Origin of the sequence: Martinezella calliandrae (assembly GCF_030272695.1) — a bacterium.
GTDB lineage: Bacteria > Pseudomonadota > Alphaproteobacteria > Rhizobiales > Rhizobiaceae > Rhizobium > Rhizobium calliandrae.
In genome coordinates this window covers 43,325-64,135 of record NZ_JARFYN010000040.1, presented here as the reverse complement: position 1 = coordinate 64,135, position 20,811 = coordinate 43,325, and the positions used below count along the sequence as shown (strand labels likewise).

Here is a 20,811-nt window from a genome sequence, read left to right as displayed (position 1 = left end):
AGTACCGATCCAGACCAGCTTGCGACCGACATGAGATTCCCTCCAGCTAAATGCCAAGAGTGAATCATGATTTCATATCAAACGCAACTGTAGTACTAGTTGACTTTGCGCAACAAGAGATAGGAAGAAGCATCTCGGGTCGTGGGATGAACGCTATACGCCTGCTATATGGCGAAACATGCTAACGAGCGTCGTTCCCTGCCAGAGGTGGCTCGGTTTGTCTGAACAGCTTGCGACGTTTCGCTAAGTGGATTTCCGCCTCGATTATGCCGGCACCATCATCGTTGTCAGCGCGTTGAAGTAAGCCTGATCCGGCGTCTGCCGGTCAAGGGAAAAGCTTCGCCTGGCGCACGATCGACAGTTTGTGCTCGCGATTGATCATTTCTTTCCGCTCAGCAGTCCGGCTTTGCCGAGCGCACCGGATAAAAAATCGTTCTCAAGCGTCAGTTCTCCAATCTTGGCATAGAGGGTTTTGACATCCACGGTCGGAGCCGCCGGTTCCGCTTTGGCGTCATCGCCGAAAACGCCTGTCGCCCCCTCAAGGAGCTGGTCCTTCCACTGCTTGATCTGATTGGCAGCACGTCGAACTGCTGCGACAATTCCACCAGCGTCTGTTCACCCCTGATGGCGGCAAGCGCCACCTTCGCCTTGAAAGCCGGGCTGTGGCTCCGGCGCGGTCGTCTCGTCATGGTATCTCCTGTTTCCGGCATCTAAGCCAAAGTCAGGCAGAAATTCCACTTATCCTTGCTGTCCGGTTTTTCCGAATCAGCTCTGCCTTCATGGAATCCCAAGGCTGCGTCGGGTTCGGCGGTTGCGGTTTTCTTACCCCTATTTATAACGGCGGCTCGCGCTCGGATGCGGCGAGGACCGGCAAGGTGCTTGCTCCGCACGGACATCGTTCGTTCTTCGACCTCCTGTCTCAGGACGAGTGCACCGTCTCGTGCTGGAGCACCTCGCCTAAATCACGCCGGCGTTAATAACTGCGCGCATGCGGTGCCCATCCTCGCTCAGGCTGGTCACGCCGAAACTCAAGCTGAGCGAGAGGTTCACGTGAGGTTCCTGTCTCCGCACCCGAACTGCACCCTTAGGGAACCTTCTGGTAGCTCATGAGTGACAAATAGCTCCCGAACCGCATTTTCGAGGACTGTGACCCGGTCGCCCCAAGGAGTTGCGATTGGCAAGGCGAGCGTACTTTAGAAACCTTTGAAGAGGATCGGACGGAGCACGACTGTCTCGGCGGAACGAACAAGATCGACACTTGAGCTTTTTATGCCAGATTTTGTAGACATCTCTAATTTTGAATTGTAGATTGGATCCAAAGCAGGCCTCGTTGAGGAGTGAGGCACGACGTTGAATAGCTAGTTACCCAAAGCTGAAACGGGGGGAGTGATATGAAATACAATTTTAAGATCAGCGCGAGAACACTGATCCAGACTACCTTGCTGTCCTGCCTCACTATCGGGCTAAAGGTGGCCAGTCCGGCCGCTGCAGACACGCTTCGCGTGATCGCAGATGGCGACATGAAGACAGCTGATCCGATGGTCACCACATCCTGGGACACCCAGGTTCATGCTTATCTAATTTATGACAAGCTCTTCGAAATGGACGAGGGCGGTTCGCCTCAACCTGAACTCGCTGAAAAGGTGGAAGCAAGCGAAGACCTGAAATCTTTCACAATTTCCCTCCGGGAAGGCTTGAAATTTTCGGATGGGAGCTCCCTCACGACCGACGACGTGATCCAGTCGCTTAGGAGGTGGTCCTCGCGAGACGTTACTGGCCTATTATTTGCCGGGCGGCTCAAGAACATGACTAAGATCGATGACCAGACATTTCACATTGAAATGAACGGATCTTTCGATGTTCCAGAGGCGCTCGCCGGCATTACCGGAAACCCTGCCTTCATTATGCCGAAACGGGTTGCGACAAACGCGCCAACCGATGCTTTAACGGATGCAACCGGTTCTGGTCCATATATGTTCGACTTGTCGAGCTGGAGGGCTGGTCAAACCCGCGAGTACACCAAGAATCCGTTTTATGTCCCAAGAAAGGAACCGCCTAGCTACTATTCCGGTCGAAAAGTTGCGACTTTCGATAAGATTGAGATCTCTTACGTTCCGGATCCGAATACGGCGCTGGCGGGTATGTTAACGGGCAAGTTCGACATCTGGTCGGCGCCTCCGATGGACAGCGTATTGGCACTGCGCGAAAATCCAGATCTGGTTGTTGATAAGGGGACTCCCGCCCAGGGCAACATCCGTCCGAACTATCTCGTTCCACCTTTCAACAAGGTCAAGGCACGCGAAGCGCTCACATACCTCATAGATCAAAGCGAGATCAACCTCCTCTCAGTAGGCGATCCGCAATTCTGGCATACATGCTACGCCTATTTAAAGTGCGGCAGTAAATATGGAGACGATTCCGCCTATACCGGCCATCGCGGCCCTGCCGATTATCACAAGGCCAAAACGCTCCTGGAAGAAAGTGGCTACAAGGGAGAGCCAATTGTAATCCTAGATCCGACCGATGCGGCGTTCGATCATGCCCAAATGCTTTATGTGGCCGCGCAACTTCGAAAGATCGATGCCAATGTGGACGTGCAATCAATGGATTGGTCGACCTTGGCATCACGTCGCATCTCAAAGAAGCCAGCATCGGAAGGTGGGTGGAATATGTTCAGTTCGATCATGGAGGGGGAAGCCGCCACGTCACCGCTCCGGCATCTGCAACTGGCATCCAACTGCGAAAATGCCTGGTTTGGGTGGCCATGCGATGAGGAAATCGAAAAACTTCGAGCCGCTTTTATCGAGGCTAATGATGATACCCAGCGGAAACAAGTAGCCTACAAGCTACAGAAGCGTGCGTCGGAATACCTGCCGTTTATATTGACTGGCGAATCCAATTACGCCCGTGTCCATCGCTCAGATCTGGAAGGGTTCAACGCTGCGGCTCCTAGACTGTATTTTTGGAACATCACGCGAAAGAGCAATTAGCCTCGCCTAGAGCCACTCGTCACGTCGAAAGTTGACAAGTGGCTGTATGCCATCGTGGACCAATCCGCCTGAACACTTTGGATCCTTCGATTGTGTTTAGCAGATAAGGCTGATGGGCGTCGGCTCAGGCATAACTTTCTAATTGGATCCAATCTACAAGGTATTGACAACGCTGGATCCAAGTGGTTGGATGAAGAAAATGAGCAATCAGCAACATTTTAGTTGAGAGGACGGTATGGACGCTGAGAGAATTCACCGAGATGCAATCGTAATTGATGCGGTTGCGCCGCTTCTAGATAGGAAGAAATATGTGGATTCTTATAATGCGGGCGGGGTGACTTGTGTGGCCCCCACTATTTCCGCGGGGACCGACTCTCCCGCGCACGCACTTCATGGCATTGGGAGTTGGTTACGGTTTATCCGGTCAAGGAAAGATCTAAAGCTTGTTCGGACGGCATCAGACATCGAGGCCGCCAAACGCGACGCACAAATGGGGATCCTGTTTCATTTCCAGGGCACCGGACCTTTTCAAACCGATCTCGATCTCGTCGAGGCGTTTCAATCCCTCGGGTTGCGCATGGTGCAACTGACCTACAACCGACGGGATTATGTCGGAAGCGGATGCGAAGAGGACCGCGATGAAGGGCTTAGCACCTTCGGTAAGAACCTTGTCCGACGGCTGAACGAAAACAAAATAGTTGTCGATTGTACCCATACCGGCTACAGAACCACAATGGATGCCTTGTCGTTGACAACACAACCCGCGGTGTTCTCGCATTCAAATTCTGCCGCTCTGTTTCCGAGCAGAAGAAACATCCAGGACGACCAGGCGAAGGCTGCAGCAGCCACGGGCGGTCTTGTTGGTGTCACCGCCGTCCCTCAGTTCGTTGTGCCGGGCAACAACGGTCCAGCCCGACCCTCGCTTGACGATCTGATCGGGCATATCGATCATTTCGTGTCGCTCGTTGGAATCGATCACGTCGGCTTAGGCCTCGATTATTGGTGGGGAACTCTTCCCTTCTCTGAAGTCAACTTTGTCATCAGCGAGTGGGAACACTACGTTAATGTTGGCGACTGGAGCCGGGAAGCTTATCCGCGCCCCCCTCATTACAACCCCCCTGAGATTGAGACGCCTGACATGTTGCTCGGGATGACACAGGGGCTACTTCGCCGGGGCTACAAGGAGGCCGATGTCCGGAAGATATTAGGGTTGAACTGGATGCGTGTCTTCCGCCAAGTGTGGGGGGAGTGACGCTGTGGTTCTTGAGTTGAAAGCGCCCCCCAAATCTAAAACGGAGCTCCTCACCATGCCTGAGCAGCGGACGAGCCATGCCGTACTTGCGGTTTCGGGTCTAGTCACCTCCTTCCGAATTGGGGGGCGCTGGAAGCCCATAGTAGATGGTGTTTCTTTCGAGATCGGGCCAAGAGAAACGGTTGCCGTAGTGGGCGAGTCGGGTTCGGGCAAAAGTGTCACTGCACTCTCCATCATGCGGCTTAATACGCCAGGCTTGAGCAGGGTGGAAGGATCGATCAGACTTGAGGGCAGGGAACTCCTTCCGCTCTCGGATGCGGAAATGCGCCGCATCCGCGGCAATGAAATTGCGATGATTTTCCAGGAGCCCATGACTTCATTGAACCCGGTGCTGTCCATCGGCTTCCAGATCGCTGAGGCGCTGATCTTGCATCGCGGTCTATCACGGGCGGAAGCAGAGGCTGAGACCATACGACTCTTGGAGAAAGTGCGGATCCCGGCGGCGAAATCGCGCTTTCACGAGTACCCACACCGATTCTCAGGCGGCATGCGCCAGCGCGTGATGATCGCTATGGCGTTGGCATGCAAGCCGAAGCTGCTCATCGCTGACGAGCCGACCACCGCCCTCGACGTGACGATCCAAGCTCAAATCCTGGAACTGATCAAGGAGTTGCAGAAAGAGGAGGGTATGTCTGTTCTCTTTATCACCCACGACATGGGCGTGGTTGCCGAAATCGCTGAGCGAACGGTGGTGATGTACAACGGCAAAGCGATAGAGACTGGTCTGACAGGGGACATCTTCAAGAATCCCACTCAGCCCTACACGCGATCATTGCTCTCGGCGGTTCCAAAGCTTGGCTCGATGAAGGGCTGCGCCCGTCCGATGCGCTTCCCAGTCTTCGATCGGGCGACCGGTGAATCCGACGCACCAGCCGAAATGCTCGCCACGGTCAAGGCGACCGAACGTGCAGTCCTGGAAGTTGGGGGATTGACCAAGCGGTTTGAAATTCGCTCCGGCCTGTTGTCGTCTGTGAAAGGCTGGGTACACGCGTTAGAGAACGTCTCTTTCAACATCAAGAGCGGAGAGACGTTGGCCTTGGTTGGTGAATCGGGCTGCGGGAAATCTACGACCGGCCGCACCGTGATGCGGCTGATCGAACCCTCCTCCGGCTCCGTGCTGCTCGACGGCGTCGATATGCTCAAGCTTAGCCACGGTGAACTGCGGGAACAGCGCAAGCGTATGCAGATGATCTTTCAGGATCCGTTTGCGTCGCTAAACCCGCGAATGAAAATCGACACTGCGATAGCCGAGCCCCTGGTGGTGAATGGTATAGCCAACCGTTCGGATGCACGCGACAGGGTCGCCGATCTCTTGTTGCGGGTCGGTCTCTCACCGGACATGGCAAACCGCTTCCCGCACGAGTTTTCAGGGGGGCAGCGTCAGCGTATCTGCATCGCGCGTGCACTCGCGCTCGAGCCGCGGCTGATCGTGGCCGACGAGGCTGTCTCCGCGCTCGACGTTTCGGTGAAGGCGCAGGTCGTCAATCTCATGCTTGAACTTCAAGCCCGCATGGGGCTGTCCTATCTCTTCATCTCGCACGACATGGCCGTTGTAGAGCGCGTTAGCCACCGCGTCGCGGTGATGTATCTCGGAGAGATTGTCGAGATCGGCCCGCGCGAAGCCATTTTCCAGAATCCGCAGCATCCTTATACGAAACGGCTGCTCGCGGCAGTGCCGATCGCCGATCCGGCCCGGCGCCTGCAGAAACGTCCCGTCTTAAACGACGAGATCAAGAGCCCGATCCGGTCTGCAGACTATGTCCCACCTGTACGCCGGTATCGAGAAGTCTCGCCCGGACACGCCGTCATGATCTGGGAAAACGGAGTGGGAAAACAAGACTGACGGCTGGCCCGAGCCATAACTCTTAACAAAGGGGAACCAAAAATGAATGTCAAAACAGCTCAAGCGACACTTTCGCGTCTCGCCAGAACCACAGTTCTTGCCCCCCTCGTTGCTGGAATGCTCTTCGCCGGCGGGGCAATGGCGGATACACTCCGCGTTATTTCGGATGCCGATCTCAAGACCGTCGATCCGATGGTCACAACGGCAACGCTAACGCAAGTACATGCCGCGCTGATCTACGACAAATTGTTTGAGTTCGATGAGCATGGTGTTGCCCATCCGTCGCTCGCCGACAAAGTCGATGTCAGCGATGATAAGAAGGTCTACACTATTACCCTCCGGGACAAACTAAAGTTTTCGGACGGTGGCCCAATCACGACTAATGACGTGATTGCATCACTGAAGCGCTGGTCGACTAAAGATCAGATTGGCGTGATGTTGGCCGAAAGGCTCAAGGACATGAGTAAGGTCGACGAAGTGACATTCCGCATCGAACTGAAAGAGCCGTTCGATGTCCCTGCGGCGCTTGCTGGAGTGACGGGAAATCCTGCCTTCATCATGCCAAAGCGTGTCGCCGCCATTCCCGCAACTGAATCTCTGACTGATGGTACCGGTTCGGGGCCGTACATGTTTGACCTTTCCACCTGGAAACCCGGCCAAACGCGAGTCTACGCCAAAAATCCGTACTTTGTGCCGAGGAACGATCCTTCTAGCTATCTTGCCGGCAAGAAAGAGGCAGTTTTCGACCAGATTGAAATGTCCTACGTCCCTGATCCGAATACTGCCATGGCAGCCATGTTGACGGACCAGTACGACATTTGGCTAGCTCCGCCAATGGACAATGCCATTGCCATGAGAAACGACGACAAATTCGTAGTGGAAAACGGTGTTTGGTATTCGACAAACATCCGTCCAAACTTCGCAAATCCCCCATTCAACAACGCCAAGGCGCGAGAAGCGCTTACCTATTTGATCGACCAGAAGGAGGTCGGTCCCCTAGTTGCCGGCGACCCGGAATTGTGGCGCGAATGCTATGCGATCCTCACCTGCGGCAGCCCGTATGGTGACGAAGCGGCATACTCCGGGCATCGGGGTGCACCCGACCTTGACAAGGCAAAACAACTACTCGCCGAAGCTGGTTATGACGGCAAGCCAATCGTGATCCTCGATCCAACCGATTATGCTCCTTATCACGCTGCAGCACTATATCTGGCTCAACAGTTGCGGAAGATCGGTGCGCAGGTCGATTTGCAGTCGATGGATTGGTCGACGTTGACGTCGCGGCGGACGTCGAAAGCTCCGGTATCAGACGGCGGTTGGAATCTGATGATTTCGAGTATGGACACATTGGGCGCCTCCTCGCCCATTACCCATCTGATGCTTGCAGCAAGTTGCGACAAGGCGTGGTTCGGCTGGCCATGTGATGAGGAGATTGAGAAACTGAGATCTGCTTTCACCAGTGCAACCAGCAACGCTGACAAAAAGACGATTACGCACGACCTGCAAAAGCGTGCTTCAGAATACCTTCCGTTCGTTCTGATCGGAGAGTCCTCGAGTCCTGTAGTCCGAAAGGCTGATGTCGAGGGTTTCGACGCCGATGTGGCCGTTTGGTACTTCTGGAACGTGCACCGTAAGAGCAACTAACGACATCCCAGCTCGGGCTTTCGAGGTCACTATGATCAGATACCTGATTACCCGCGTTCTCTCCGTCATTCCGGTCGTCGGAGTTGTCACAGCAGTCGTATTTGGGCTGACTTACCTGAGTCCGGGCGATCCCGCGGCTGTTCTGGCGGGCGACTATGCGTCGCCCGCCCAAATCGAAGCCATTCGGGAGCGTCTTCAACTGGATGCTCCGGTTGTATTGCGCTATTTCGTTTGGCTGGGAAATACCTTGCATGGGGATTTAGGAGCATCGCTTTTTTCGGGGCAGCCCGTGCTCAACCTCATTCTCGCGCGCGCCGAGCCGACTATCACCCTCGCAATCGCGGCAACGTTAGTCGCATTAATGATCGCTGTGCCCCTGGGACTGCTGGCGGCGCGGCGATCAGGCACCATCGTAGATCGAGTTGTCCTGCTCTTTTGTGTTGCGGGGATGTCGATCCCCGCCTTCTTGATTGGATACCTTCTGATCTTCACGTTCGGTGTGCGCCTTGGATGGATGCCGGTTCAGGGCTTTGCGGGGATGGACAAAGGCATCTCGGAGATGGCGAGGCACATTTTGTTGCCGGCGATTATGTTGGGTTTTGCGCAGACGGCGCTGATTGGCCGAATTACCAGAGCGAGTGCCATCGAAGTGTTAAATCAGGACTTTGTCCGTGTAGCGCGGGCGAAAGGTCTCAGTGAGACTTCGATCATCATTCGACACTGCCTTAGACTAGTTGCCGTTCCTCTCGTCACCGTCGTGGGAACCTCTTTTGCTTCGATGCTCGGAGGCGTAGTGATAACCGAGACGGTGTTTGCAATACCCGGAATCGGCCGTCTTCTCGTTGAGGCCATACAGCGCATCGACATCCCGGTCATCCAAGGAGTTCTATTAATAAGTGCGATGGTTTACGTCATCATAAACTTGCTTGTCGACTTGTCGTACCTGTTTATCGACCCGCGGATCAAATACACCTGAGGAGCTGGTAATATGACTTTTTCCGATGTTGTGGGTTCCTTGCAGTTGCGACAGCTTTCGCGCCTGCCGGCGGCCCTACAAATAGCCATCATATTCTTGGTCTTGGTGGTTGTGACGACCTTTTTGTCGCCCTTCATTACTAGCACTGATCCTTTGGCGATGAATCCTCAGTTCAGGCTGAATCCGCCGAGTTCCGAACATATGCTCGGGACAGACATGTTCGGCCGCGATATCTTCACTCGAGTGCTTTACGGGGGTCAGGTGTCGCTTGCCATCGGAGTGGGAACAGCAGCACTAGCGACGACAGCGGGAACAATTTTGGGCCTTATAGCCGGAGCCGGTCAAGCTTCAGACAAGGTTCTAATGAGGATCATGGATGGCATGATGGCGATACCTGGCATCCTGCTTGCGATTGCCTTGGCGACGATCTTCGGTAGCGGTATTTTGACGGTCATCGTCGCCTTGGCGGTTCCGGAGGTGCCGGTGGTCGCGCGGCTGGTTCGGAGCTTGACTTTAACACTCCGAGAACAGGCCTTCGTTGAAGCTGCCCAATCCTATGGCACCGGACCCTTGCGTATCCTCTTCAAATACATCTTGCCGAACGCGTTGGCTCCGATCGTAGTGCAGGCTACATATATTTGTGGTCTTGCCGTTCTCTTCGAAGCCTATCTCGGCTTTGTCGGTGTTGGCGTTCCACCTGAACACCCCAGTTGGGGAAACATCGTTGCCGAGGGACGAACCTTTGTACTGATCGCGCCACACCTCATCGTGTACCCCAGCGTCGTGATTGCAGTGGTTGTTCTCGCCATCAACCTAATTGGCGACGGATTGCGCGACATGCTCGATCCGCGCTTTACGCTACCGGACTAAGGCTTGCCGGGCCGCCGACACTCAGTGTCTACGGTAAGCGCCGTGGGACTGCTACACAGCGTTGTTTGAAAACAGCGCGTGGCGGCAAACGGAAGTGCTCAAACGACTAAACGACCATTCGTAGTTTATCGGGCTCATGAAATCCCGGGGGAAGAAGGGAAGATGTCTCTCGTCCAACGTTCTGAACATCTGTGGGAATTCCGGGACATCTGCAACGTCTATGTTCTCACCGAACATCTGCTCTGGGCGGGCCCCTACACGTGTTCGAACTTTTACGCTTAGCGAAAGCGGCACGCCATTATGATCGGCTATGGATTTGCTTCAGCGGGAAATCTTCATGCGGGCGGTGATCACGATGGCACGCAGGCCCTACGTTTCGTCGAGCATCACCTGGATCAGCTACGCGATGATTACGGGGACCGGGAAATCGAACTTGTCGTACCCACGCACATTCACGACAACCACGTTTGTGGCATTCCTTTCCTTCAACGTCATCCCGGCACTTGGGCAAGCACACCATGTTGCTTTCACAAACCCATCGAGGTGCAGCGGACCCCGAGCGACGGCGCGGATTTGACTTCGAAGCTCATTACGCCCGGGTCAAACCGAGTACCACGCAATTATTGTTGGCGTCATCGACGGCGAGCGAATCGTCTTTGCAGGAGACAATCTTTTTTCAATTCGGATTCCGAAGGGATTGAACGCGACATTGTTGTCCAGTCTACGGTGATCCGCAACAGCTTCCAGCTGGAGATGCATCACCGCCGCGCGAAATTGATGCAGGTAGTCCAGCCTGACCCCGTGTGCTTCGGTCATGGAGAGCTGATTGCTATGGATCAGTCGCGGATCGATGAGTACACTGACTGTGTCGCTCGTAAGGAGAAAGCATTCCGCCGCAGACGACCCTCCGGATCATTTCATTGATCTTTTTTGGGCACGAATCCTGCCCTGTTTTGCTGAGGTCCGACCAAACAGCACGGTACCGTGGAGTGCACAGCGGCGTACAGCGCTCGTCTTCTCCCGGCATTTGGATGGGCTTCGCAGGGAGAAGCGGAAAGCATCACGCTCGGGCCCAGCCAGCAGGGAGACTTGGTGCTGGGGGGCCTTGCGCCGTCGCAGGCGGAGCGTCAGCGTCGGCTAATCACCACTGAAATTTTCATCGATGGCATAATCCCCCATCTGCAAAGCTCTGGGACGTCAGATTATCAATTCGGCTGGCTCGGGAAAGGCGAACTGGCTGAGAGATGTTTAAGCCTCTATTGTGGATCCAATCTACGATGGTACAATAGGACTCGCCGGAAGGTGTGCTTCATTACTGAAAGAAAGCGAATGACAAAGACGACCGTCGTTGTAATAGGGGCCGGCATAGTCGGGCTGAGTGTTGCCTTTGAGGCGCTGCAAGGTGGAGCAACGGTCACGATCGTTGACCGAGATCCGGCAGGTGACAAAGCCTCGTTCGGCAATGCCGGCGGCATCGCCGTGACAGAGGTTGTACCTGCATCTGTTCCGGGATTATGGAAGAAAGTGCCATTGTGGCTGCTGGATCCCCTCGGCCCGCTCACGCTCCGAATAGGGCATGCACCCCGCATGGTACCGTGGCTCTGGAACTTTGCGCGGGTTGGCTCCCCATCGGAAGTTGCGCGAATATCCAAGGCGCTAGCCTCGATAAACAGTCGAGTCTATGATGATCTAATGCCACTCTTTAACACTGTAGGGCTTGGAGGCGACTTGTTCCGCAAGGGCGCGCTGACCGTCTACGAGACGGCGAATGGATTTCTCAGAGACAAACACGAATGGGAGGCCAAGCGCGCGCTTGGAGTTGAGATGAAGGAACTGTCAGCGCGCGAAGTAAGGGATATGGAACCAGCACTGGGCGCAATTGTGCAGAGCGGCGTTTTTACGCCTCAATGGTCACACATCGCGGATCCAAAAAAAGTAGTTGATGTTTTGCGCCTTTGGCTTGCTGCGAACGGTGCAGAGATCCTGCACGGTCAGGTGGACCGGGTTTACTCGACCAGCGAAGGGGCGAAGGTTGCGATGAGTGGCGGCACAACGCTGTCGGCCGCGAAGGTTGTTATCGCAGCGGGAGCCTGGTCGGCACAACTTGCCCAGCAGCTCGGGGATCGCGTGCTTCTTGAGAGTGAGCGAGGATATAACACCACTATCGCCGCGCCCGGGGTCATGCTTGAACGAGAGGTGATATTCGCAGATCGGAAGTTTGTGGCGACCCCTCTTTCTGTCGGGCTGCGGATCGGCGGGGCAGCCGAGTTTGGCGGATTGCAGTCTCCCCCAAACTTTAAGCGCTCGAAAGCGCTGGTGAAGCTCGCAAAACTTTATCTCCCGGGGCTTAGGGCAGACGGAGGTAGCGAATGGTCTGGCCACCGGCCTGCCACACCAGACAGTCTGCCGGTAATCGGCAGATCTTCTGTCAGCATGGATATCATTTATGCATTCGGGCACGGGCATCTGGGGCTGACTCAGGGCCCAACAACTGGCAAGATCGTCGGTGACCTCATTTTCGGGCGGGCCCAAAGCCTCGATCTTTCGCCATTTTCGGCTGCACGTTTCTCCTTTAGGAAAGGCAAATAGAATGTCTCGCCACACCTTTTTCTGTATCGACGCTCACACATGCGGAAATCCATTGCGCCTGGTGGTTGGTGGTGTGCCTCTCCTGCCGAGCGTCTCAATGGCGGAGAAGCGAGAGATCTTTCTACGCGATCACGACTGGGTCCGCAGGGCGCTTATGTTCGAGCCGCGCGGCCACGATGGAATGTCCGGAGCAATCCTTTACCCCTCGTCGCGCGGCGATTGCGACGTCGGAATTCTCTTCATCGAGGTCAGCGGTTGTTTGCCGATGTGCGGTCATGGCACGATCGGCGCCGTAACCGCCGCGATCGAAGAGGGGTTGGTCGTACCAAGAAATAAAGGGAAACTCTCGCTCGAGACACCTGCAGGCAAAATCGAAGTCGAATATGCCCGGGGAGATCAAGTCGTTGAGCAGGTGCGCCTGTTCAACGTCGCAAGTTATCTGCACGCTCAGGACATCGATCTCGACGTTCCGGGCCTTGGATTGATCAAAGTTGACCTTGCTTATGGGGGAAATTATTACGCCATCATCGAGCCACAAGTGAACTGGCCGGGCCTGGACGCAATGAGTGCGAACGACATTCTTCGGTTCAGTCCGCTTGTCCGACAGGCTGCGGAATTAAAACTTGCGCCCGTACATCCCGAGGATAGTCGGATCCGAGGCGTCAGCCACGTTATGTGGACGGAAAAGCCGCGCCTGGAGCGCGCTCATGGTCGCAATGCGGTCTTTTACGGTGACAAAGCCATTGATCGCTCCCCATGCGGGACGGGCTCCTCGGCCCGCATGGCGCAGCTTGTAGCGCGTGGGCGCCTGAACATCGGCGACACGTTCGTGCACGAAAGCATCATCGGAACAACGTTTGACTGCAGGGTCGAGGGAGAAACTCAGGTCGGTGATAAGAAGGCGATCAAGCCCAGCGTCGCTGGTTGGGCCCGCGTAATCGGCCACAATACGATTTTTGTTTCGAATTTCGACCCGCTCGCGCACGGTTTCCAAGTCACGTGACCAACGTTCACAGAGCAATCTGGTCCGTGGGCATTTGAGGTAAAATCCACCTCATATAAACCAAAACATAACAGGTAGCATTCACAGGAACATTTATGAGTTCAACCGCTCCTTCGTCAGCGCTACGAATACGGCTAATGGCGCGTGCCGGCGTTTTGTCGGGCCCGACCGCTAATCTCGCTCCGGGCTTCGTGCAAGCAAATCTTGCGATTCTACCGTGCGATCTTGCTTACGATTTCTTATTGTTCTGTCAGCGCAATCCAAAGCCGTGTCCTCTCCTGGGCGTGGCAGAGGCGGGTGCAACATCGATCAGCGGCCTCGGGGACGATCTAGACATTCGCACGGACGTGCCGCGCTACCGCGTTTGGAAAAAGGGAGTGCTAGTTGACGAGCTGCAGGACGTCACCAGGATCTGGCGCGAAGACTTCGTGACATTTGCGATCGGCTGCTCATTTTCATTTGAAGAGGCTTTACAAAGGGCCGGCGTGCCGGTTCGACACATTGAAGAAGGGCTCAACGTGCCGATGTTTCGCTCATCAATCGCCACAACGCCTTCTGGCGCATTCTCCGGCCCGCTCGTCGTCTCTATGCGCCCCATGATTCCGGAAGACGCAATCAAAGCCGTGCAAATCACCGGACGATTCCCTTCGGTGCATGGCGCTCCGGTCCACCTGGGCGATCCAGAGGCGATCGGCATAAAAGACATCGCTAGTCCAGATTATGGAGACGCTGTGACGATCCGCCCTGGTGAAATCCCCGTCTTCTGGGCCTGTGGAGTAACTCCTCAAGCTGCCATTGGCCGCGCCACACCAGAACTCAGCATAACCCATGCACCTGGGCATATGCTTTTGACAGATATGTTAAACGCCACCCTTTCTATTCAACGACGCTAACTAGTGCCCGTCCATGGTGTGCTGCAGCAAGCAGGTTCGATGGAGAACTGACAACATGCTGAGAAGCTGCGTGAAAGATGAGGGTAGGCCCCTCGGGATCGGCTTTCAGGAGCGGGTCTCAAACCAGCCCAAGCTGCTGTGGTAGAAGAGCCATGGTGGTTAGCGTTGGGTCAAAAGCCGCGGACATGATCCGGGGCAGGTAGGCATCCGGAAGATGAGCGTGCGCAAGCAAACCCTTCGATGACGCGTCGTTAGTACTCTTTGATACCACTAAAACCGAGGGCGTGTGGATCTCTCGGGACAAGTCCGTCGGAAGCCTGATGACTGGGCGGACAGTGGACGGCGTATAGGGGGCATGAGCCGGATGCAGGCTTTTGCGCGGAACTGCAGGAACCAGCTTTCTGATGCCAAGGGAGAAGCACAAGCGGCACACCACCGTGAGGCGTATCCATCCGACTAGGACCGCAGGATTTTGCGCGTCGCGCCTGGTAACATTGCGGAATGGAGATCGATAAGGACAAAATCGACGACGCGGTGCTGGCGTTGATGTGGCTGACGCTTCACAACGAGCGATGCGCCTGGAAGGGGTTTGACTGGGCGACGACGGATCGCTTGCATCAGAAAGGCCTGATCGGCGATCCGGTGAACAAGTCGAAGTCACTGGTGCTGACGGACGAGGGTCTGCGTCGGTCAGAGGAGCTGTTTCGGAAGCTGTTTAGGCGGCAGCCGGTATTGCCGCCGCCTTGATTTCCCTCCACTCCCAAGGCAACAGCTCGTGCAGGCGGGAGACAGGAAGATCAGCGAATGCGGGCCAGAACGTCGGCAAGCCAGGCCTTCGGGTCGATGTCGTTGAGGCGGGCTGTCGTAATAAGGGTCAGCATGACGGCAGCCCGGTCGGCGCAGCGCTCTGAACCGGCGAAGCTCCAATTCTTTCTTCCGCAGGCAACCCGCGCAGGGCTCTTTCCGCCGCGTTGTTCGTCATGCAAATCCTCCCGTCATCGGCATATCGGGCAAAATCGTCCCAGCGCGACAGCATGTAGTTGATCGGTTCAAGCACCGGCGAAGAACGTGATAAGCCTTCGCGCTCCTCCCGCAACCAAACTTCCAACTTGTCGAGCAGCGGCTTGCTCTTTTCCTGACGCACGGCAAGGCGCTCTTCGGCACTCCGGCCGTTGAGCTCACGCTCGATGGCGAACAACGCATCGATGCGCTTGAACGCCTCCAAAGCCGTTGCCGAAACAGGCCTCAAACCTTTGCCCCGCCGGGCCGTGCGAGAGACATCCGCCAGCTCGAAGAACTTTCGCCGCGCATGGGCAAAGCAGAAGGCCGGCGTCACCGGGATTTGTTTCTTGGTCCGGTCGAAGAGCGGATTGAAGCTATTATAGCAATCAGCCTGCAGGATACCGGTGAACTGTAAGCATTCGCCGAGGACCGCAGGGTCAGGTTTTTTTGCGCGATCGGCGCTTCCACTTTGCGGCAAGAGCCTCGACGTTTTTGCGGAGATTGGCAGCGTCGACGTCGCCCGGATCGTAGTGTGCGTCGCCCCACCATTCGAGCAATTCGTGATGCCGCTCATGATTGACGTCTGCAAGAGCCTCACGGAACTCTTCATAGCCCCATGGGCCGCCGACATCCTCGGGCGGACATCTTCCGACAGCTTCGAGAAGGAAGGGATCATCGAAGCCAGCGGTAGCCGGAAAGGTCTTTTCGATTTTTACGGTGTGCGTCCAGCCGTCGCCGAAGTCATAGAGATACTTGAATGATCTCGCGCCGATATCTTCGATAGCGGCAAGAAAAGTTTCCTTTCGAGCGTCTATGGGGTCATCAAAGCCGCCATCGGGTATGCCGAACCCGATGTCACGGATCCGGAACTCATAGAGATGGCTGTTGGTCCAGCCGAAAGCCTCCTGAAGAATCTCATGAAGCCGATCAAGCCGAATGCGGAATGGCACAACAACGCGCCGCATTACCAAGGGATCAACGTCATCGAGCGTAATCTTTAAGCGAACGAGAGGACCTGCCATCAGGCCGCCTGCGGCAGAGACGTTGTTGCGGCTTTCCGCCAATTCCAGGGGAGAAGCTCATCGATCCGGCTGGCGGGATGGTCGGCGATACGGGCGAGAACATCTGCAAGCCAGGCCTGCGGGTCAATGCGGTTCATTTTCGCGGTGACGATCAAGCTGTACATGGCCGCCGCCCTCTGGCCCCCGCGATCGGACCCGGCAAATAGCCAGGCTTTTCGTCCAAGCGCAGTCGGGCGGGCATTCTGCCCATATCGAGCAAGAGCTCGTAGTCCATTATCGCTGGCACGCGCTTTACGGGCGTCGTGTGCGGCGGTTTTATGATGAGACGCGGCGGGGAATGGAGACGATCGTCGGTGAAGTGGAGCCTGGAGTGGCGCTTTGCTTTCCGGCTTGGATCTTCGATCCGATAATTTGTGCGGTAATGCAGATCGGGGAGCCCTACGTAAACACTGAGGGCCTTGCAGATCTATGTCTATTGCTTGAGAGGCACAGACTCAGGCGAAGTTTCTCAGACGACAACACCGTCGTCGAGGAGGTGACATGAAAGAGGCCGCCTCTACCGATAGAACGGATCACTGAGATGCAGGTGATGATCGAGGGACAGTCACACTTCCAGCCTTTCGGCTTACCTTATTGGGGTTCGGAAAATCTCAATAAGGGAGTTGGAAGCATGACTGCCTCTTATGATTACCATATCAGCGTCGACTACCACAAATCCTATAGCCATCTGGTCGTCCAGGATTCGGGCGGAAAGACGCTACGCTCCGGCCGGGTGAAGAACGACCGCCAGTCGCTTGGCGGGTTTCTGGAGCGCTACCGGGAGAACAGCCACGCGGTGGTCGAGGCGACGCGCAACTGGATGGTGATGTACGACTGGCTCGACGACATTTGTGATGATGTCGTTCTCGCCCATCCATGGAAGGTCAAGGCAATTGCCGATGCCAAGATCAAGACCGACAAGATCGATGCGACGGTGCTGGCGCATCTGCTCAGAGCCGACCTGGTGCCGCAGGCCTGGGCACCGAGCGACAAGGCCCGCGAGCTGCGTGTCGCGCTGCGCGAGCGGATGTTTTACGTGCGGCTGCGCACGATGACGAAGAACCGGATCGTCACGGTGTTCGATCGCTATCCGGAGCAGACGGCGCAGTTGAAGAAGCTCGGCGATCTGTTCGGCAAGGCCGGCCGCGTCCAACTGGCGCAGGTCAAGGTCTCAGACCCCTGAAGCAGAACAGATGACCTCCCCCCGTGGATCATGCTTCAGCACTTCCCCCTGTACTCGCAGCGCCAGCGAAGGAAAGCCACACCGCATGTCTGTATGGCCCGTCGACAGCCAGACTTTGATCCCTGTTCCCATAGGAAACGGGATCATCGCAATGTCTCCAGACCCCGCATAATCCGCAGCAGCGCCTCAACGTCGACACTCCGGTCCACAATCACACGCCTGCCGTTCGCGCTCACCACCTCCATACGACCATGGTCAATTACGGGAGGCGGCACAGTGACAGTAGCCGTAGGTGGCGTGTTCGCAACAACCGGCTCGGCAACGACTATCGCCGGAACAAAGCCATTCGACGAGCGACTGACAAGCCGTCCTTCCCGCGCAGCTCTACGCCACGCGTTCAATTGCCAGCGCGTGATCCCGTGACGCTGCGCCGTGGCTGTTACCTGCCGCGGACCTTGATAACTTTCCGCAACAATCGCCAGCTTCGCTTCATCCGTGAAACGCCGGCGACGACCGCTGTCGACAATCTCCATCCGGCTGAAATGCCCTGTGAGATCGCCTCTGATGTCCATGATGAAAGCACCGTCTATATTGCCGTCTATATAGACAGAGCATCACAAGATCACTCACATCCGCAATGTGGCTCAGCTCGGATGCTTACCGTGAGGCGAGAGTACCGATGCAGGAAGTTGGGGCGGATCGACCCGTAGTAGTGACGAAGGTCCTGTAATGGGGCTGGAGCGAAGGGGTGGGATCAGGTGGTCGTATTTTCGAAGCAACTGGAAACAGGATGACAACGACAGATGCGACAGACAAGCCGTTTATGATCGATAAGCGGCTGGCGTACGAAGCTTACAAAGCGGTCAAATCCAATGGTGGTGCGGCTGGCGTGGACGGGCAGACGATCGAGCAGTTCGAGGCCGACTTGAAGGGGAATCTCTACAGGATCTGGAACAGGATGAGCTCGGGAAGCTACTTTCCGCCACCGGTGCGCGCCGTCCCCATTCCGAAAAAGAGTGGGGGTCAGCGGATTTTGGGTGTGCCCACCGTGAGCGACAGGATCGCGCAGATGGTGGTCAAACAGCTCATCGAACCGGAGCTCGATCAGATATTCCTGCCAGATTCCTACGGCTACAGACCGGCAAAATCGGCCTTGGATGCCGTGGGGATCACGCGTCAGCGGTGCTGGAAATATGATTGGGTTCTGGAGTTTGACATCAAAGTGTTTACTCAGAGATTTCTTCGCCTCCGAGGACAACGCTTTGGACGCCACCTCAAAAACCTCGTTCATTGATCGAAGCGACAGGGGCTTTGCTTTTTGGGAGATCAGAAGATGCGGGTAGTGGACTTTGCCTCGGAAGTTTTGCGTATAGATCAGTAGGAATTCCACGACCTGCTTGGACAGCGGGAGTTGCCGCCGTGACGGCGCGGTCTTCAAACTGGGCCGCTCATAGCGAGGGTCGCCGTCGTTCGTCTCCTCGACGTCCAGCCAGTAATCGACCGTTCCTGTGTCGAAGCTGAAGTCTTCCTTGAAAGAATTGACACACAGCAGCGCGGCCTCGCCACGACGAAGTCCCAAATGCAACAGAAGCATAAAGATGACGAGATTGCGCCAGCGAAGCGCCTCCGTCTTGAACGGATTGCGTGCGGAATCCGGTTGAAAGATTTCGTAGAGGTCCTGAACCACCGAGGAAGGCAGCGCACGGATCACCGGCCCCTCGGTAGCCTCGGGGTTGGGAGCTAGCTGGCGATAAAAGACTTCGAGCCGGAGAAGCTTGGCCTCCATCTCAGCGGCGCGAGCGCCAAGAGAATTGCCCGTGTATCGGAGCATGTCGATCACAAAGCTCACCGCAGTCGTCCAGGTCGAGGCTTTGTCAAACCCGGTTATGACAGCTTCGTTCCGCAGTTGGGCGAGGAATCCCAGCAGGACGTTCTCAAGGCCGTCCGCGTCAGCCTCGGCGATCAAGCGGTCCAGGCTCGCGGCCGCGCTGACGATTGCACGCTTCATAAAGCCGATCCAAGGCTGTCAGGTGCTTGCGCCTGGTCGACGACTCCATCGTCGGTTTCAGTACGTCGATCCAGATGGTCGCCCAGAAGCGAGGAATTCCGTACTGATCGACGCTGGCAATGCCGCGCAGCGTGGGTGGTAGCAATGACGAATTGAAGTTGACCGGCATATTGACCCGCGCTCCCGAACGCGGGCAAATGTCACAATGCGGCTTCGAAAAAGCAACAGGTGAAACCGCCGTTTATCGAGGAAATCCACAGAAACGCAACAGGCGGTTTTTGCGCAAAAAGCAACAAAGACGAAACCGCTCGGGTGTTCCATAATGCAGATTACGCCACAACGCCTAAATAGCTGAAATTGCTGGATATATAGGGGCGAAATTCATCGTACGATATTTCGGGAGCCTTTAGTCGCCTTCTTAAACGGATCCAGGATTGTGACGCTGCGCCCCTGAAAGTCAGCGACGTTTCGGGTGACGATGACCAGGCCATTCACCTGCGCCGTCGCAGCTAGTCCGGTGTCGTCGGTGTTCTTGTCGGATTGTCCGAGCATTTGTCCCCAGTGGCGCGCGACCTTTTCGTCTACAGGAAGGATGCGGCCTTCATAGGCGGCGAAGATGGCATCGGCCGCCTTGGCGATCTCGTTAGCCACAGCGTCGTCGGTTTTCCGCTTTTTCTCAATGCCTTTCGAGATCTCTCGGACCGAGATCACGCTGATCGCGAGATCGGTATCGTCAACCGTATCGAGCCAAGCCGCCACATTTTCGTGCGGCACGGGTCGACCTATCTCTTTCAGAACATTGGTATCGAGCAGATATTTCAAGCTCAATCATCCAGCGCACTAAGATCGGCTGCGCGCATGGCGGCCTTTGCCGTTTGCTTCGGATACGGCCTGCCTGCCTTCGGATGCGCCTCCGCATAGACTCGCGCTGCAACGATCTGTTGTTCCTTTAGAGAGGGATAGTCGCGCATGACATCTTCGACGGTCGCGCCGGCGTCGAGGAGAGCGGCAATCCGATGCGCCTCGATTTGCGTTCCCCGGATTAGCGGTTCCTTGCCGGATAGGTCGATTTGAGCAGTGAGCTTGTCGAGTTCCTTCAACTTGCGCTCGACGAAGACCAGGTGCTGACCAATGTCGTAGCGCTGTTTACCGAACACGACCTCTTTCGCGAGACCGCGTTTAAGAGAGCTTCGCAACGCCTCGTAGAATTCGGACTGGCTTTTGGGGGTCAGCGCCTGTTTGAGTTCGTCATAGGCATGGAGAAACACCAGCTCGGCTTGACCGAACTGCCTAATATTCCGACCGCCTCGCTTCACGAGTTGCGGCTTGATCGGCGCCCGCTCGACAACCTTTTTGAAAATGTCTAGAGGCGCACCAACCACAAAAGCCGCTTGTGCCGTTGTCAGATGTTCCATTCTATTACCCTTTCTAATACAC

General features: G+C 55.9%; 16 protein-coding genes and 5 pseudogenes. 12 read left to right on the top strand and 9 right to left on the bottom strand.

Annotation, left to right across the window (positions count from 1 at the left end):
- Positions 1-334: 334 nt before the first annotated feature.
- Positions 335-689 (bottom strand): annotated as a pseudogene (locus PY650_RS25395) (transposase); the annotation flags it as partial.
- A gap of 702 nt (positions 690-1,391) precedes the next feature.
- Here PY650_RS25395 and PY650_RS25390 point away from each other — a divergent pair.
- The 6 genes from PY650_RS25390 to PY650_RS25365 all read left to right on the top strand — a co-directional run bounded on the left by PY650_RS25390 (position 1,392) and on the right by PY650_RS25365 (position 9,635).
- Positions 1,392-2,990 carry an ABC transporter substrate-binding protein gene (locus PY650_RS25390; RefSeq protein WP_285882353.1) on the top strand — a complete coding sequence of 533 codons (1,599 nt, stop codon included), beginning with the start codon at positions 1,392-1,394 and terminating at the stop codon, positions 2,988-2,990.
- Positions 2,991-3,225: 235 nt separating this feature from the next.
- Positions 3,226-4,242 carry a dipeptidase gene (locus PY650_RS25385; protein ID WP_285882352.1) on the top strand — a complete coding sequence of 339 codons (1,017 nt, stop codon included), beginning with the start codon at positions 3,226-3,228 and terminating at the stop codon, positions 4,240-4,242.
- Positions 4,243-4,297: 55 nt separating this feature from the next.
- Entirely contained in the window at positions 4,298-6,145 is a 1,848-nt protein-coding gene (locus PY650_RS25380) for an ABC transporter ATP-binding protein (protein WP_285882354.1), read from the top strand.
- A 42-nt stretch (positions 6,146-6,187) separates the two neighbouring features.
- Entirely contained in the window at positions 6,188-7,789 is a 1,602-nt protein-coding gene (locus PY650_RS25375) for an ABC transporter substrate-binding protein (protein WP_285882351.1), read from the top strand.
- Between the two features lie 31 nt (positions 7,790-7,820).
- A complete protein-coding gene (locus PY650_RS25370; RefSeq protein ID WP_285882350.1) occupies positions 7,821-8,765 on the top strand; it encodes an ABC transporter permease in 945 nt (314 codons plus the stop codon).
- Between the two features lie 12 nt (positions 8,766-8,777).
- Positions 8,778-9,635, top strand: coding sequence for an ABC transporter permease (locus PY650_RS25365; RefSeq protein WP_285882349.1), 858 nt, complete (start codon positions 8,778-8,780; stop codon positions 9,633-9,635).
- A gap of 600 nt (positions 9,636-10,235) precedes the next feature.
- On the opposite strand, the gene PY650_RS25360 is transcribed toward PY650_RS25365, so the two are convergent.
- Entirely contained in the window at positions 10,236-10,451 is a 216-nt protein-coding gene (locus PY650_RS25360) for a hypothetical protein (RefSeq protein WP_285882348.1), read from the bottom strand.
- A gap of 513 nt (positions 10,452-10,964) precedes the next feature.
- Here PY650_RS25360 and PY650_RS25355 point away from each other — a divergent pair.
- From PY650_RS25355 to PY650_RS25340, 4 genes are all read left to right on the top strand, one after another.
- Positions 10,965-12,224 carry an NAD(P)/FAD-dependent oxidoreductase gene (locus PY650_RS25355; RefSeq protein WP_285882347.1) on the top strand — a complete coding sequence of 420 codons (1,260 nt, stop codon included), beginning with the start codon at positions 10,965-10,967 and terminating at the stop codon, positions 12,222-12,224.
- A gap of 1 nt (position 12,225) precedes the next feature.
- Positions 12,226-13,227 (top strand): 4-hydroxyproline epimerase, encoded by a 1,002-nt coding sequence (locus PY650_RS25350; protein ID WP_285882346.1) that lies wholly within the window; start codon positions 12,226-12,228, stop codon positions 13,225-13,227.
- Positions 13,228-13,322: 95 nt separating this feature from the next.
- Entirely contained in the window at positions 13,323-14,120 is a 798-nt protein-coding gene (locus tag PY650_RS25345; RefSeq protein WP_285882345.1) for a putative hydro-lyase, read from the top strand.
- A gap of 501 nt (positions 14,121-14,621) precedes the next feature.
- Positions 14,622-14,867 (top strand): DUF6429 family protein, encoded by a 246-nt coding sequence (locus PY650_RS25340; protein WP_285882344.1) that lies wholly within the window; start codon positions 14,622-14,624, stop codon positions 14,865-14,867.
- Here PY650_RS25340 and tnpC read toward each other — a convergent pair.
- The 3 genes and pseudogenes from tnpC to PY650_RS25325 form a co-directional block, all read right to left on the bottom strand.
- Positions 14,836-15,534, bottom strand: a pseudogene (gene tnpC / locus PY650_RS25335) (IS66 family transposase); the annotation flags it as partial. The gene PY650_RS25340 and the pseudogene tnpC overlap by 32 nt on opposite strands.
- A 25-nt stretch (positions 15,535-15,559) precedes the next feature.
- The gene (locus PY650_RS25330) at positions 15,560-16,144 is read right to left on the bottom strand and encodes a plasmid pRiA4b ORF-3 family protein (protein WP_285882343.1); all 585 of its coding nucleotides are present in this window, start codon (positions 16,142-16,144) and stop codon (positions 15,560-15,562) included.
- Positions 16,144-16,380, bottom strand: a pseudogene (locus tag PY650_RS25325) (transposase domain-containing protein); the annotation flags it as partial. The gene PY650_RS25330 and the pseudogene PY650_RS25325, both read right to left, overlap by 1 nt.
- A gap of 434 nt (positions 16,381-16,814) precedes the next feature.
- Here PY650_RS25325 and PY650_RS25320 point away from each other — a divergent pair.
- A pseudogene (locus tag PY650_RS25320) lies at positions 16,815-17,360 on the top strand (IS110 family transposase); the annotation flags it as partial.
- Between the two features lie 149 nt (positions 17,361-17,509).
- Here the strand turns inward: PY650_RS25320 and tnpA are convergent.
- Positions 17,510-17,938, bottom strand: a complete 429-nt coding sequence (tnpA, locus tag PY650_RS25315; RefSeq protein WP_285882342.1) for an IS66-like element accessory protein TnpA — start codon at positions 17,936-17,938, stop codon at positions 17,510-17,512.
- Between the two features lie 218 nt (positions 17,939-18,156).
- Here tnpA and PY650_RS25310 point away from each other — a divergent pair.
- A pseudogene (locus PY650_RS25310) lies at positions 18,157-18,588 on the top strand (reverse transcriptase domain-containing protein); the annotation flags it as partial.
- Between the two features lie 727 nt (positions 18,589-19,315).
- Here PY650_RS25310 and PY650_RS25305 read toward each other — a convergent pair.
- From PY650_RS25305 to PY650_RS25295, 3 genes are all read right to left on the bottom strand, one after another.
- Positions 19,316-19,543 carry a hypothetical protein gene (locus tag PY650_RS25305; RefSeq protein WP_285882341.1) on the bottom strand — a complete coding sequence of 76 codons (228 nt, stop codon included), beginning with the start codon at positions 19,541-19,543 and terminating at the stop codon, positions 19,316-19,318.
- Positions 19,544-19,755: 212 nt separating this feature from the next.
- On the bottom strand, positions 19,756-20,196 hold the full coding sequence (locus PY650_RS25300) for a type II toxin-antitoxin system VapC family toxin (RefSeq protein ID WP_285882340.1): 441 nt from the start codon (positions 20,194-20,196) through the stop codon (positions 19,756-19,758).
- Between the two features lie 2 nt (positions 20,197-20,198).
- A complete protein-coding gene (locus PY650_RS25295; protein WP_285882339.1) occupies positions 20,199-20,789 on the bottom strand; it encodes a DUF433 domain-containing protein in 591 nt (196 codons plus the stop codon).
- Positions 20,790-20,811 lie beyond the last annotated feature (22 nt).